The sequence below is a fragment of the Shewanella sp. NKUCC06_TVS genome, assembly GCF_019345515.1.
In the GTDB taxonomy this organism is placed as follows: Bacteria; Pseudomonadota; Gammaproteobacteria; order Enterobacterales; family Shewanellaceae; genus Shewanella; species Shewanella oncorhynchi.
Genome location: NZ_JAHKQX010000008.1, coordinates 53,894 through 69,522 on the forward strand (window position 1 = coordinate 53,894; position 15,629 = coordinate 69,522).

At 43.1% G+C, this 15,629-nt stretch carries 10 protein-coding genes; 5 read left to right on the plus strand and 5 right to left on the minus strand.

Annotated elements, in window-relative coordinates; translation table 11 throughout:
- Window positions 1–2 precede the first annotated feature (2 nt).
- Window positions 3–1,466, minus strand: a complete 1,464-nt coding sequence (locus KO531_RS10550; protein ID WP_219251143.1) for a PLP-dependent aminotransferase family protein — start codon at window positions 1,464–1,466, stop codon at window positions 3–5.
- A 117-nt stretch (window positions 1,467–1,583) separates the two neighbouring features.
- On the opposite strand from KO531_RS10550, the gene KO531_RS10555 reads away from it, so the two are divergent.
- Window positions 1,584–2,042, plus strand: coding sequence for a GNAT family N-acetyltransferase (locus KO531_RS10555; RefSeq protein ID WP_219251144.1), 459 nt, complete (start codon window positions 1,584–1,586; stop codon window positions 2,040–2,042).
- A gap of 128 nt (window positions 2,043–2,170) precedes the next feature.
- Here KO531_RS10555 and KO531_RS10560 read toward each other — a convergent pair whose 3' ends face one another.
- Window positions 2,171–3,238 carry a tartrate dehydrogenase gene (locus tag KO531_RS10560; protein WP_219251145.1) on the minus strand — a complete coding sequence of 356 codons (1,068 nt, stop codon included), beginning with the start codon at window positions 3,236–3,238 and terminating at the stop codon, window positions 2,171–2,173.
- Window positions 3,239–3,334: 96 nt separating this feature from the next.
- Here KO531_RS10560 and KO531_RS10565 point away from each other — a divergent pair, with 96 nt between their 5' ends.
- Together KO531_RS10565 and KO531_RS10570 are read left to right on the plus strand one after the other, a co-directional pair.
- A complete protein-coding gene (locus KO531_RS10565; protein ID WP_219251146.1) occupies window positions 3,335–4,249 on the plus strand; it encodes a LysR substrate-binding domain-containing protein in 915 nt (304 codons plus the stop codon).
- A 263-nt stretch (window positions 4,250–4,512) separates the two neighbouring features.
- Window positions 4,513–5,655 carry a glucosaminidase domain-containing protein gene (locus tag KO531_RS10570; protein ID WP_251068914.1) on the plus strand — a complete coding sequence of 381 codons (1,143 nt, stop codon included), beginning with the start codon at window positions 4,513–4,515 and terminating at the stop codon, window positions 5,653–5,655.
- Window positions 5,656–5,858: 203 nt separating this feature from the next.
- Here the strand turns inward: KO531_RS10570 and KO531_RS10575 are convergent, their stop codons facing one another.
- Complete coding sequence (locus KO531_RS10575) at window positions 5,859–7,913, minus strand: hypothetical protein (RefSeq protein WP_219251147.1); 2,055 nt, start codon at window positions 7,911–7,913, stop codon at window positions 5,859–5,861.
- A gap of 543 nt (window positions 7,914–8,456) precedes the next feature.
- Between KO531_RS10575 and KO531_RS10580 the strand changes: the two genes are divergently transcribed.
- Window positions 8,457–12,401 (plus strand): hypothetical protein, encoded by a 3,945-nt coding sequence (locus KO531_RS10580; protein WP_219251148.1) that lies wholly within the window; start codon window positions 8,457–8,459, stop codon window positions 12,399–12,401.
- Window positions 12,402–13,065: 664 nt separating this feature from the next.
- On the opposite strand, the gene KO531_RS10585 is transcribed toward KO531_RS10580, so the two are convergent.
- Window positions 13,066–13,518, minus strand: a complete 453-nt coding sequence (locus KO531_RS10585; RefSeq protein WP_028761683.1) for a hypothetical protein — start codon at window positions 13,516–13,518, stop codon at window positions 13,066–13,068.
- 299 nt (window positions 13,519–13,817) lie between these two features.
- The gene (locus KO531_RS10590; protein WP_028761684.1) at window positions 13,818–14,741 is read right to left on the minus strand and encodes a LysR family transcriptional regulator; all 924 of its coding nucleotides are present in this window, start codon (window positions 14,739–14,741) and stop codon (window positions 13,818–13,820) included.
- Window positions 14,742–14,859: 118 nt separating this feature from the next.
- On the opposite strand from KO531_RS10590, the gene KO531_RS10595 reads away from it, so the two are divergent.
- Window positions 14,860–15,549, plus strand: a complete 690-nt coding sequence (locus KO531_RS10595; RefSeq protein ID WP_049821802.1) for an SDR family oxidoreductase — start codon at window positions 14,860–14,862, stop codon at window positions 15,547–15,549.
- Window positions 15,550–15,629: the final 80 nt, after the last annotated feature.

The following is a 15,629-nucleotide window of genomic DNA, read 5'->3' on the forward strand; positions in this document are numbered from 1 at the left end:
TATTAAAGGATCTGCGCCAGTTTTTTGATACTTTCCCGCAGATCATCAGGCGTATGAGCGGCATAGCCCAGTAAGATAGCTTGCCTTGGATAGGGCGCTTGGCAATATCGAGACAAAGGCTGTGCACCTAAACTGAGTTGGCGGCATTTATTGATCACTTCCTCTTCGGTTAAGTTGCCTTTTAGCCAACATACGAGGTGAATACCTGAGTCAGAGGTTTGAACGGACAATTTGTCGGGCAGATACTGCTCAATTGCCGCGATTAACGCCGTTTGGCGTGCTAAGCAGGCTTTTCTCACTCGGCGAACATGCCGCGCGTAATGTCCTTCGGCGATAAACAACGCTAATGTTGCTTGCTCTAGGTGAGCCGTGTGCGTATCGGCATAATATTTTGCCAACTGGAAAGCCTGTATCAGTTTAGGGGGCACCACCAAAAAGCCGAGTCGTAATTCGGGTAGCAGCATCTTGGAAAAGGTGCCAGCGTAGATCACCCTTTGATGTTTATCGAGCCCCTGTAATGCCTGTATCGGACGGGCGCTATAACGAAACTCGCTATTATAGTCATCTTCTAAAATCCATTTACTCTGCTCAGCGGCCCAATCGAGTAAGGCCAATCGTCGTGGCAGACTTAGCATACCGCCGAGGGGAAATTGGTGTGAGGGCGCGGTAAAAGCCAGTTTCACTGAGGGCCACCGCTGGATCGCATCGGCAATATTTGTGCCCTCATCATCAACACTTACAGGACGAACCCGCATATTTTGCGAGAGAAAAGCGCCTAAAGCCCCGTCATATCCAGGTTCATCAAGCCAGACTTCATCTCCCTGTTGGAGTAGTACCTGCGCTGTGAGGTTAATGGCCTGCTGAGTTCCATTGACTATGATGATCTGCTCAGGTGTGCAATTGAGGCCGCGTGTCGAACGCGCATAATCACTTATCGCCTCACGCAGCGGCAAATACCCCGCGCTATGGTTTGATTTACCTAAGGTTTTACGCGATTGCCGCCAAACTCGGCCTAACAGCCGCCCCCAAAGTTGGTGCGGGAAAAGATCGACGCATCCGACGCCAATATTAAACATGCTATGGCTGTGGTCCGTATTCGCCTTCGCTTTCAGTCGCGTCATTTCTATTAACTGTGGATTAATTTCTAATTTGGAATCAAAAACTTGAGCGCTTTCTCTGGCACGGTTTGGTATATCGATCAGTTCATCGGGAATGGTATCTGAAACATAAGTACCCGAGCCCGGTTTAGTCAGCAGATAGCCTTCATCAATCAGGCGCTCAAACCCTTGCAGTACTGAGTTACGTGAAATCTGCATGGTTTCCGACAAGGCTCTGCTGGATGGGAGCTTCATTCTAGGATGTAAACGTCCATCAAGAATGGCCTCTCTAAACGCATGATAAAGCTGATCTTTGAGGATGCCATCTTTGAGTTGCAAGTGAGGGAAATTGGATTGAGGTTTTTTCATTTGCTAACTGGTACTGTAAAAAATACAAAAAGTGTACCTTATGCGGTACCACAATTGAATCTAGAATCTTGCTTCAGTAAAACTGAGACCATTTACTTAATTTCAAGGAGTGCGCTAATGTCCAGCCAATCACTAACAGTGACCATTGATATGGTTAAAGAAACGGACTATTTACTCTGGTTACCACACTGGCGTGATTATCAGACTTTTTACAAAGTGGCGTTATCAGAAGCGACCACCCAAGCCACGTGGCGCCGATTCTTCGATGACCAAGAACCCATTTATTGCGCAGTTGCAAGAGAGGGCCAAAACTTACTCGGTTTTGTGCACTATGTTTTTCATCGTTCTACTTGGGCCGAAACGGATTATTGTTATCTTGAAGACTTGTTTGTTGCCCCAACGGCAAGGGGTCAACATGTTGGAAAACAATTGATTGAGTTTGTAAAGCAAGCGGCCATTGAACACAAGTGTGCGCGCCTGTACTGGCATACACAGGAAACAAATTTAACCGCGCAAAAACTCTATAACTGGATTGGTGAAAAACCGGGAGTCATTGAGTACAGAATGCCGCTGTAAGGAGGGGCCTTTAATTAACGCATTAATTGGCTAGCTTATTAATGCGTTTATTATCAGTTTCTTGATAGTTTCAAATTCTTTCAATCCTAATGCTAAAGGGCTTTTAGCATTAGGTTTTAATGCACGTTTTAATTGCGACTAATCGCAGCGATAACCGCATCGGTCAGCTCCCGAGTATTCGCCGTTCCGCCCATATCGCGGGTTAAAGACTGCTTATCTTTCAATACGTTTTCTATCGCGCTGAGTATCAGGTCGTGCATTGCGCCATAACCTAAATGTTGCATCATCATAGCGCCCGCCCAAATTGTGCCTAAAGGATTGGCAATACCTTGGCCTGCAATATCCGGCGCCGAACCATGTACCGGCTCAAACATCGACGGAAATTCCTTGCTTGGATTGATGTTCGCCGAAGGGGCAATGGCGATAGTGCCAGTGCACGCAGGGCCAAGATCAGACAGGATATCGCCAAACAAATTTGAGCCAACAACCACGTCAAAATGCTCGGGTTTTAGCACGAAATTTGCCGTCAGAATATCGATATGATATTGGTCGACCTTAACATTGGGATATTGTTTTGCCATTTCCCCGACGCGACTATCCCAATAGGGCATAGAGTGAAATATGCCATTGGATTTGGTCGCCGAGGTTAAGTGCTTTGCCTCGCGGCTTTGGGCTAAATCGAAGGCATATTTTAAGATGCGATCTGTGCCACGACGGGTAAAAATGCTCTGCTGGGAGACAATCTCATGTTCAGTGCCTTCATATTGAATGCCGCCGACGGCGGAATATTCGCCTTCCACGTTTTCACGTACTACATAAAAATCGATATCGCCGGGCTTTTTACCCGAGAGTGGGCAGGGCACGCCTTCAAATAACCGAATAGGCCTAAGGTTCACGTATTGCTCAAAGGCTCTGCGGATCGGTAGTAGCAATCCCCAGAGTGAAATATGGTCGGGAACTCCTGGAAATCCAACAGCGCCTAAGTAGATGGCATCAAAGGATTTTAGTTGCTTAAGTCCATCCTCTGGCATCATGCGACCGGTTTTATGGTAGGTTTCACAGGACCAGTCGAAGTAGGTCCACTCAAACGCCACACCTAAGATTTTTCCTGCGGCTTCGAGTGTGCGTATCCCTTCGGGGATCACTTCTGTACCTATGCCATCTCCGGCAATTACGGCGATTTTTACCTTAGACATCTTTGACTCCAATAGGGGATTCTGCGTTTTTAGTATGTTATTCCATATTCGTATCGTGTATGAATAGGCTAAATGTTTTGTTAAGGATTACGAATCGTGAGTCAACTGCCGCCACTTGAAGATTTACGGGTCTTTGTTATCGCCGCAACAAGCGGGGGATTTACAGCCGCTGCGGAGCAATTATCTTTTTCTCCAGCGTATGTGAGTAAACGCATTGGCCTATTAGAAAAAGCGCTCGGAGTGCGCTTGTTTCTGCGCTCTGCCAGAAGTGTCAGCCTCACCTTAGAGGGCAAGATTGCCTTGGAATGGTCCGAACGTTTGCTCGATACCATGGAGCAAATGAGCCTTGAAATTAGCTTAGAGCAGCAAGTGCCACGGGGGCGATTACGTATCGCAACCAGCACAGGATTTGGCAGCCACTGCATTGCACCGATTATTTCAGACCTCGTGTTCCACTATCCCGAATTAGAAGTTGATTTAGAGTTGCTCGACCGCCCCGTCGATCTGGTCTCTGAAGGTTTTGATCTGGAGATCCGTGTCGGTGGCGAATTGCCACCGCAAATGATTGCTAAGCGTCTTGCGAGTAATTATCGGGTATTGGCGGCGTCGCCGACCTATATCGACACGCATGGCATGCCAAACAATCTCGCGGCATTAGCCGAGCATAAGTGCATAGGGATCCGCGAGCGCGATCAAAACCATAGAGTGTGGCGATTGGAAAGTACGGCTGGCATAGCCTCGGTTGATTTAGCGGCTTCCTTGATGACCAACAATGGCACAGTCGCTAAGCAGTGGTGTCTTAAAGGCCACGGTATTATGTTGCGCTCCATTTGGGATTTACAGCAAGATTTCTTAAGTGGCAGATTACTCAGAGTACTCCCCGAGTATCATCAATCCGCTGAAATTCATGTAATTTATGCCTCACGATTAGAAACGTCTGCCAAACTTCGCACCTGCGTCGCCTATCTTGAAGAGGCATTACCTCGTTTTGCTGGCACTGGAATAAGTTGATTTTATTTCGCCAATCTCTATTGGCGAGTGAACGCTCGCTATTTTCATATTGAGTTTAAATAAATCAAGGTGTTGGATTTAATTGCTGACATTGGATCAAGAGGCGGCCAAGAAGGCGCTCGTCCTATTCTCCTTAAAAAATGATCGTAATAGGTCATTTTGTATATCTATTAAGCAAACAGTCAGGTTTTTACTGTTACCTTACGCCCCCGATGTATTGGCTAATCCCATTGCTACCGTTTTACCTCAGTTAAAGAGATACCATGTTTATAAAGTTTAAGCTTCCCGTTGCTATGCTCGCACTCATTGCTTTGTCTGTTTTATGCTCTTCGGTGTATGTGCAAGAAACGCTAGCGACTAAGCTGATTTCAAATAGGCTGCCAGTTGATGCTCTTGGTTTTCAGTCACAGACGGCTTCCAATCCTTTAGTTGCCAGTCAGAGTGCTCTGCATCATATGCAGAGTTTGCCAAAACTGATGACGACTTCCCTGTTGCAAGCGAATCAAGGTGCTGTTGCAAATTCAACGGTTGCTGAACATTTCTCATCCCCAAAAATACTTGAGCAGTCATCCTTAGATAATCCAGAGATTAAACAACTGAGCCTGAATATCAGTTCTCTCGATGAACTCATGGGCTTGTTTGACTCGCTTGATTACACGCCAGAAAGCTTTCGTGATGGTAATAAATCGGTCCCTAGGTTGACCTTTGATGCCGTGGGAGAGGGCTGGAGTTCAGTGTCAAGCCAACTCCCGGTGAAGCAAAAGAAAATGGTGTTTCTTAGGATGATTGCCCCTTTAGTCTTATTGGCGAATGAGAAAATTTTGCAAGAAAGACAGGTCATTATGTCTGCCCCCCTCGATGATATTGCGTTATTAGCCTTAGGGGTAAAGTACAAAGTAATAAGCAGTGAAGATAAACCGCTGTTAGAAGCCCAAAGACAAATGCTACTTGAAAGGGTGGATATCCTGCCGCCATCGTTAGTGTTAGCTCAAGCGGCAAAAGAAAGCGGTTGGGGCACATCGCGATTTGCCCGTGAAGGTAATGCATTATTTGGGCAGTGGGATTTCAAGGGTAATGGTATGGAACCTAGGCAAAAGCGCCAAGGTTTAGGCAATTATGGTTTAGCACGATTCGATACACCATTTGCTTCGGTGGAAGGGTATTTGTTGAATTTGAATACCCATAATGCTTATCAGAAGATGCGAGATTTTCGTGCCCAATCAAGACAAGCTAATCAAGCTGTGACAGGCTCTGCACTTGCAGGGACGTTAGACCGATATTCGGAGCGTGGGCACGCCTATGTTGAGGCGATTCGTCAGATGATCCGTACTAATAAGCTATATCTGGTGGATGATATTTATTTAAGTGATGACGCACCATTACATCTATTAACAAGAACAAACTAAGTGATTGGTAAAATAACCATTTTTACTTAGCCTGAATAAAGCGCACTTTAATTAGGCTGGTATAGGTCAATTTAATCAAGGGCATCCGCATTACCCTATATCCCAATTTTAAACTTTGCCTTTTTGCTGGTCATTGTCTTCAAGGCCTTGAGTTAACCATTAGGATAAAAGGATAAGTAGTGCCTGATGTTCGATATTAATGTTTACCTTTCTGTAATCGCATAACTGCCATCTGTGTTATAGCTGATGGTAAACCCCTTTTTATCACCATCGTGGTAATACTTCAGGGACAGTAATCGATCCTTGTTATCGATTTCATATGTCCAGCCACGTTGCTCATTGTCGCTGTAATTGGACAGTGAATAACCGCCATCCTTCTTGTAGCGGATGCTGATTTGACTGTCTTGCCCCTGTTCATTATTTTGCAGCTTTTGGACATGCCCCTCTTCATCGAATTCATATTCTTTGATGAGGTTGCCATGATGGTAGTCAGAAAATTTGTATAATTTTCCTTTACTATCATAATAATATTGTTCCCCATGCTTAATCGATGGCGTATTTCTAAAGGGGGGATTCAGTATGTCCTTACAGTCATTGCTATAGGGATTTTCTCGCATTATGCACTCGTCCTGAGAGGGCTTGACGGGCAGGGTTTCGTCATATTCATAATGATTTAACTCTATAAGCCGGTGATTATGGTTAGGATCAAATATCGCCTGCATGCCATGGTATTCACCTTTGCGATAGTGTCTAATGCCACTGGCAACATCCTGTGCTGAGTACCAAATACTCTGGCCATCGAGCAGGCCCTGCTTATAATGCTTATTGGCAAAGAGCACATTTTCATCGCTGATTAGTTTTTCTTCACCTTCGCGTAATCCATTGAGATAAGTCACTTCGATCCGTGATTTCTTGTCAGTTTTAAATACCCAAGGGCCAGTGCGCTTGCCATCAAGGTAAGCCCCGTTACCCACATAGTTGCGGTATTCGCCAAGCGAGACTTTATCTACCCAAGGGCCTTGTTTAATGCCGTTTTGATAGTGACCTTTATTGCCATTGCTCTCAAGCCATTCACCGTCTTTGACACCGTTGCGATAAATGCCTTTTTCAAACAATCGCTTATCACCTGTGTCTCCGCCATATTCGGGCTCATAGATTTCATAGGGGCCATCGAGCACTCCTTGATTGTAATGGGCAAAACCGTAGTTATCTGCCTCATCGAACATGGACTGTGCAATCCATTTACCTTGCTTTTTACCGTCAAGATATTCACCTTCCCAATAGCTTGCTTGGCCGTCAGCCTCCATCCATTTACCGACTTTTTTGCCTTGTTTGTACTGACCATTCAACATGATATTGGCATTACGGTTATCGTAGGCGATATAAGGGCCATCGAGCACACCTTGGGCATAATGACTTTCAAGCGCAAGTCCAGCCCAAGAACCTCCGAGATTCATATAATCATAAGCTGGGCCCGTTTTGGGGATCTCACTCTCACCGCTGTTTAGCCAGTCCACATCATCGGCTTCAAAGACAACGCTCATCAACACAAAACTGCCCTGTTGTTCGCGATAATCATTGCGATAAAAGTGGGTTACTAAACTGTATTGATGCTCGCGGCCTTGGGCATCTTTATCTTTGCGGGTGAGGGGATAACGTAATTTATATTCGTCCGCGGTTTTCACATCGGCGGGTAAACCTTTAGCATTGCGATAGCCGATTAAGGTTGGTTTGAGCTTGGTTGATCCATCAATAATCGCTTTAATGGCAGGATCTTCAATCGCCTCAACATCATAGGTCATGCGATATTGCTGCGGCGGAATTTGGTTTAACACTTTGCGGGTGTCGCTGACGGTAAATGACGATAACGTCGGGGCGACTTCATCCAGCACAACTTGAAGGCGTGGCAGCTTAGTGAGTTTTGAATCCTCAAAACCATAACCCCGTAAATGCTGGCCATCAGCATCTTTAAGCATGACCACGACTTCTTTGTCGCCACCCTTATCAAAGTCATAGTAAAAAACGGCCACAATTTCAGCCGCACCATAATCATCAAGATGTACGCCGGGCGCATCGCCGTCGGACATTTCGCTCCATACTTGATTGTCTTTTTGGTGGAAATTAAGCCATTGGCCATTCGGTAAATCGACAGTGGGATGGACGGCTTTGCCCGCAGCGTTTGCCGCAGGAATAACCGTTAAAGAGGATAACAACATCATGCCCGCTGCAGTGAATAAACTGCGAATCGAAAGTTCCATTTAACTACACCTTTTACACCGATAACTTGCGCCTCATGCGCACCAGTAAACGGGCCGAATTTTATGCGAAGACAAGCACTTCAGGAAGTAGCTGATACAAAAAAGGCCGCAATAGCGGCCTGTTAAGATCCAACAGTTAACAATCAGCGATGGTACGTAGCATTTATTTCGTGGGTGTCTTTTAGGGTAAATGTCTGACTGTTGGTTTTTACAGAAAAGTTATGCTGGCCTGTTCTTGTTGACTATAGATAGTCTTAATTCCGTATATCCATTAAGCACTATCATTCCAGTGACTCGCAGCAAGTCCGTCCCTGGATGCTCGAACGTGGCATCCATGCCACGGACGGTCACTTCCATGATAGTGCTTAATCAGGTTAATCCCTGTTTATGTCTGATAGCTGATTTTATAGAGGATTTATGACTATTTTTGGCTTTCATATTAACAGTTCAATGTTTGTATTTCGTACTGTCATCTCCAAATTAGTTTTGTTAGGCTGTTCAAATAGTTGGTAAAGATTAGTATTTAATAAGGTTTTTCCAAACATGGATAAAGGCATTGTTGAGCGGACTCTTTGGTATGAGCACAAAGACGGTCGTAAAGAACTTAAGGAAACTGAGCTAAGCAGTTTTATCGAGCCTTTAATTATATTGGGCGAAGCTGGAATGGGGAAGTCAGTTTTACTGGCTCGATTGGGCGAATTGTCAGGCTTTAAATATTGCACAGCAGGGCAGCTTATTCGTAGCCAAGATCCAGTAAAGCTTTTTGATGGTAATCAAGTTCTTGTTATAGATGCTTTAGATGAAGTTAGCTCTCAAAAAGAAGGGACTGCGGTTGATGCTGTTTTAAAAAAGCTTCAACAACTCAATTGTCCAGCTTTTATTTTGTCCTGCCGAGTTGCTGATTGGCAAAGTGCTACAGCAGTGGTATCGATTTTGGAGGATTATTCAAAGAAGCCAATAGAACTGCACTTAATGTCTTTCAGCGATAATGATATTCAGAGGTACTTATCTCTATCCTTAGGAGTTGAGAGAGCGGAAGTCGTTATTCAACATTTTAATTCTCGTGGTTTGAATCAGTTACTTGGCAATCCACAAACACTTGAACTCATTGGTAAAGTAGCTCAAGAACGTGAGTTGCCAAATAGCCGTAGTGAACTATTTGAGCGTGCGATTGATGTTTTGTGGTGTGAGCATAAAGACAGTAAAGCCCAATATCAGCTTGATAAAGAAGCCATAATCCAAGCCGCAGGTGCCGCTTTTGCGGCTTTAATACTCACCGGAAATGAGGCTTTAACTCGTAAAGCTGCAGCTAATATTGGAGATGGCGAGATTTCATTTACTGAAATTGCCACATTACCTAATGCGAAAAATATTAAAGATGTCATTACCACAAGGTTATTTAGAAGTATTGGAGTAGATCGCTTTAGTTATCTACATCGTAGTATTGGTGAATACCTTGGCGCTAAATGGTTGGCTCAAAACTCAAATTCTGGAACGAACAAGAAACGGTTTTTTTCACTGTTCTATTCTGATGGATTAGTACCCGCGAGTTTGAGGGGGATTCATGCTTGGCTGGCGCAAGATCCTACGTTTAAGTCTATTGTCATCAAAAATGATCCTATGGGGTTTATTGAATATGGCGATGCAGATGTGCTGACAGTAAATGAGGCGAGTATCTTGCTTACGGCTTTGCAAGGATTAGCGATTGAGAATCCCCGATTTAGAGATTGGAAAAAATATTCGATAAGAGGATTAATTCAAGAACCACTCATCGAAGATTTAAGACAATTAATTATTTCAAAAAATACGATATTTGGGTTACGTTTGATATTGCTTGAAGCATTTAATGGTGGTGAAGTTAACGATAGATTAGTCGATGATTTAAAACGTATTATTTTAGACAAAACAGATACGTTTGCGATTAGAAGTGCTGCTATAGAAGTGCTTGTTAATAGTAAAGCCAAAGATGATGTTATTACGTTACTGAATTCTCTTTGCATATATAGTGATGTAGATTCATTGCGTTTAGTCATTGAGAGTTTTGAGCTACTTAATTTCGAAAGTGTTGATGATAAACTTATTGTCGATGCCGTCATTTCTTATGCAGCAAAAAATCAATTTACTATAGGTGTTTTATATACTATAGAGCGAAGTCTACCTGATAGTAGGATCGGGAGTGTCTTAGACCTATTATCTAAATCACTTACGGAAATAGGAGAGTGGTATGCGCGAACTGGTAATTACGAATTTGCTGATTTTTCCTATTATCTTATTCTTAGAGAAATTAAGTCATCACATAAAAATCCAAATGTTGATAGGTTTTTTTCTTGGTTAAGTCCACATAATAGTTCGCAAGGGTATAATAAAAATAATGGAAATGAGCTAAATAAATTTATCAATGAAAATAGTGATTTTAAAATAGCTATACAAAAGTGGGTATTACTTGAGGCTCCTATTGATAAAAGTATTATAGGCAGAGGTTATAATCTAGCTAGTGCTTTATCTGCGCTAACCGTATCCGAAAAAGATCTAATTATTATTTTAAATACATTAGGTGAACATGATCATCGCTGGAAAGAGTTAGTTCAGCTTATTCATCATGATGGGGAGGTTGGAAGTCTTTTAAGAAAAGCAGCACAACGTTTTGCACGACATAAGCAAGTAGATATCGATTGGCTATCGAGTTTAGCCGTATCGCTCGTTCCTGAGTGGCAAGTTAAGGAGGAAGAAAGGCTTCGTAAAGAAATAGAGAAAAAAACTGTAAGACATCAAATTCATCGTGATGAATGTCAAATTCACATCAATAAAATGCGAACCGGAAACCATCAAGATATAGTTGAGCCTGCAATGGCTTATTTGAAACTATTTATTGATATTGGTTATGATACTCCTGCTTACCAACGCATCGCTGAATGGCTAGGTGATGACTTGAGTCAAGCTGCCTTTGAGGGTTTTGAAGCATACTTAACTAAAAAACATTTATTCCCATCATTTGAACAAATTCAAAAATTTAGAAATGAAGGAAAGTTCCATAAAGCAGAGTACATTATTATTGTAGCTACTGCCGAACGTATCAGAAATGGCATAGGGATAGCAGACCTTTCAGATGAAGTGATATTCTCGGTATTTTCATCGTTGCGTCATCATTCTAATCTTGAGCAGCATGCAGGCATAAGTGATCTTCAACTTACTCAGTCAGTAGAACAAGAGATTGAACTGCGAGGATTGTGGGAAACTGCCATAAGACGTTTTTATGAACCACAACTTGCTATTGGTAAAAATACTATTTTGGGTTTTTATGAGCTAATGCATGATGATTCAAAAAAAGAGGTTTGTAGCCAATTAGCATTTGAATGGTTACAACGATATAAATCACTTCCTGAAAATATTGAAAGTGAGTGCATTAAACGTCTGATTTACTCATCTAAATTCGAAGAGTTACGATCTTTACTTGTTGAGTACTTTAATGTTAGCGAGAAACATCATCGTTTAATTTGGGATGCGATTTGTTTTATTGTGGATTTTGAAAGTATTACTGAAAAAGTCGGTAAAAAAATTTCCCCTGATTTTATTTGGCAGATTCGTGACTTAGTACAAGGTCACTACAGGCACAACGCATATTTAGAACTTAGTGTTGCTCAATGTGAATGGATAGTACAGACATTTAGATTGTTATGGCCAATGGCAACAGATCTTTATGAAGAAACTCGTGGTTCTAATAATGCTTGGGATGCTAGTCAATTTATTAATTCATTTATAGAGCGATTAGGGAAATCCTCCAATGAAGATGCTGTCTTGGCATTAAGGCGTTTGCGGCAAGCTCCAGAGGATAGTTATACCTCGTGGATAAAAGTGGTTGCAGCTGAGCAACAACGGCTTGTGGTTGAATCAAATTATGCGCCACCGACATTAGCATCAATTAAGGCTATTACTTGTAATATATCTCCACAATCAATGGCTGATCTTCAAGCTTTAATAATTGAAGAGTTAGAAATTGTTCAGGCAAAGATAAAAAGCGATGACATAGATAGTGGTCGCGTTTTTTATAACGATGACAATATCCCACACAATGAAGAACACTGTAGTAGTTTGTTAATTGGGTTACTTCGTCAAGGCGCAGCAGGCGTTGATTATACGCCAGAGCAGCATGTATCGAATGATAAAGAAGTTGATATCTGTTGTTCTGTTGGCGGGATTAGGCTTCCAATTGAAGTAAAAGGGCAATGGCATAGAGATTTATGGCATGCCGCAGATACTCAATTAGATAGGCTATATACGCAAGACTGGCGCGCAGAGCATCGCGGGATCTATTTAGTGCTTTGGTTTGGTAAGGGTCAGCTTGGCACTAAGAGGTTAAAGCCGCAAGGAAGGGGAAAAGCTATACCTAAAACAGCGGAAGAATTGCAAGAAATGCTCATGGCTAATTGTCTTGCTGCACAACAAGGGAGAGTGAAAATTGTTGTTTTAGATCTAGAAATCAATGGGTAAAGACATTTTCTATTTAGCTAGTAAAGAATAAGTTGGTCAGGCGTAAGTCTTTTCAGATTAACAGCCAATACCAAAGCTAAGGTGATACACCATCTGTACTCTAAGTTGTTGAAATAATAAAATGCCGTGGCGATATCGTGGATAATGGCGCAGGCTCAGGGGCACATGGATGTTCCATCTGAGCCGTTAGGTGACTTTTAGTAGGCGTATGATACTGGTTACTAAGGTGTTTACGGAGATATGAGTCATTTAGCTACAGACTACTCAAGTGTTGACGAAATTAAGCACTTGCATGTAAGTGACCGTTGGCGGCATGGATGCCGTCGTCGAGCCCTCAGGGATGAGTTTATGGCGTGTCACTGGAATGAAAGTGATTAATTTTATGCATACAAAATAAAGAACTAATCACTCTCTTAAAGAGGGAGTTGCTGTTAATTCCCTCTTGGTTGGCTCTTGATTTAACATCAGAGGTCAAGCTCACACGACTTTGACTTTTTTAAAATTATAAAAAAACCAATCAGTTGGTTGCAAAACTCCATATGGCTTGAATCAACTCATCATTAATCTCAAACACCATCACTTCAAAGAGATAATCTTTAATCTCACTAATGCGTTTGCCCAACAACGATGGCTCAGCACATCGTTGTCAGACATCTACTGAATATTACTTCGCGGTAATTGAGCCTTGAGTTCCTGCATCAGTATCAATCCACGAGCTGTCTTTATTCATGCTTGCATCAGGATAAATGGTGAACTCCACCATGCCTTGTTTGAATTTGATTGCGCCATCACTATGGCTCGATTTTACGTGTTTACCATTAACCCAAACCTGATTTTTATCATCGATTTGAATGTTGGCAACCGTCGCGCCTGAGCTGGCGGTTGCAAGCCATTGTCGGGCATTGGGAATGATTACCTTAGCGTCATCTGCGGTTTGGGACATGGCGCTTGCCTTAGCATTTTCCTCTTTGGTTTTGTGGATATCGCAGCCTTGGGCTTCTGACATTTGGGTGCAGCCAGAGCGCTCGAGTAACTTGCGATATTCATCGTTAATGGCGTAGCTATTTGCCGATATTAATAGTGCAATGCTTGCTGTGATGATGATTTTAGTATTCATGAGTTCCCTCGTTAGTATCAAGTTGTTAATCGCTCATTGCTAGTTTGCAGTGTGAGCTGATGGTTAATTGTAGAGGGTGCTTAGCAATTTTCTATTGGGCAAAAGTACATTTAATTCTATGCCGGGTTTAGCCGTAATGACCTTACCGCTATTGCTGTTTACATTGCGGGGCATAAGCCATGCGCTGTTTACACGCAATCCTTGCGAGGTGATGCGTTAAAATACAGTTGATCACATCGATAAAATACTTTGCGTCTATTGGTTGATACAGTTGCCCCCGTTTGATCGACGTTTAGCGATTAATGCTCCAGCTGCTTTTCAAATTGTTCGAACAGAAAATCTAAGAATAATCGCAGTCGTTTGGGCTGATATTGGCGGCTGATGTATACCACGTTGAGGTCGGCACTTGAGACTGTGGTCGAGCTATTAAAGTTTTTCATGTAGCCATTTAAAACTGTCACTAAGCGTTGCTGATTAATGTCATTTTGCACATCGAGCAGTGATTTTAACGCGATCCCCGCGCCTTCTAATGCCCAGCAACGGATCACTTCGCCATCATCAGAAAACCGTTTTGGGGTGACAGTGACTGAGTTGCGGCCTTCTTGGTCTTGAAAGTGCCAAGTTTTGAGCTCTTCATTACTGCGCAGCATAGCGAGGCAATCATGATGGCTGAGGTCTTGCGGTTTAACGGGAGTGCCTTTACGCGCAAGGTATTCTGGAGATGCGCACAGTACCCGTCGACTCGGTGCGAGCCGCCTTAAAATCAGATTACTGTCAGTTAAATCACCGTAGCGAATAACGACATCTATGCCCGATTCGGCAATATTAGACAAATTATCATTGAGATACAGATAGGGAACGATATCGGGGTAGCGGTCGGTGAAGGCGGACAAAATCGGCAGTATATATTGTTTACCTATATCTTTTGGCGCAGCAATTTTTAAGGTGCCTTTGACCTCTTTTACCCCATTCTGCAGCAAATTTTCGGTTTCTTTTACATTTTCGATAATCCCCAAGCATGCTTGGTGATACAGGGCCCCTGAGTCTGTGAGTGACAGATGTCGAGTGCTTCGATTGAGCAGCTTAACTCCGTAGCGATCTTCAAGTGCTTGTAAGCGCGCCGTGACGGTTGCTGGAGAAAGTCCGAGCTCGCGGCCCGCCGCTGCTAACCCTTGATGTTTCACTATGCTGATAAACAGCGCCATATCTGAAAATTTATCCATTTTCACTTCTATTGTTTGTCTGAGCTGAATAATGAATTCATATATTAATCAATTATCAAAATATGTCGAATGAATATACTGGCTCTACTAACCAATCAGCAGTACAGAGAGTAGTCACATGAGCAGCCATATCAGTAATCAGATTAGCAATCAGAGCAATAGCGATAAAGCTGTGGTTGTCATCATCGGCGGAACATCAGGAATAGGGGCTGCGCTTGCTAGGCAGCTAACGGTAGACAACCAGATTGTCCATGTCGCCAGTCGTCAAACAGGCGTAGATGTGGCGGACGAACAATCGGTAAATCGATTTTTTGAATCCATTGGTGCGTTCGATCACTTAGTGATCACCGCGGGTTCTTCTGCGCCAGCTGGCAAGGTCGTTGATGTCGATATTCAACAAGCTAAAGCGGCTTTTGACACTAAGTTTTGGGGTTCAATCAATGCTACAAAACAGGCGGTTCGTTACATTAAACAAGGTGGTTCTATCACACTAACCACTGGGATGCTGTCACGAAAAGTGGTCGCTAATACCTATGTTAAAAGCACAATGAACGCCGCCTTAGAAGCCTTTACTAAGGTGCTCGCTAAAGAGCTTGCCCCCATTAGAGTCAACGCCGTTAGCCCTGGATTAACAAGAACCGGGTCAATGCCAGCGCAAACGGCGATGTACGAACAAGCCAAAACCACATTGCCTGTAGCAAAAGTGGGTGAGCCGAGTGATATCGCTATGGCCTATTACCTTGCCATTAACAACAGCTTTATGACTGGCGCCATTATCGATGTTGATGGTGGCGCGCTGATTAACTAATGCACTGAATAAATAGTGCTTTTACCCATTATTGCACCGAGCTGATAACACATCGCCGGTATGTTCCCTACACAAAATTT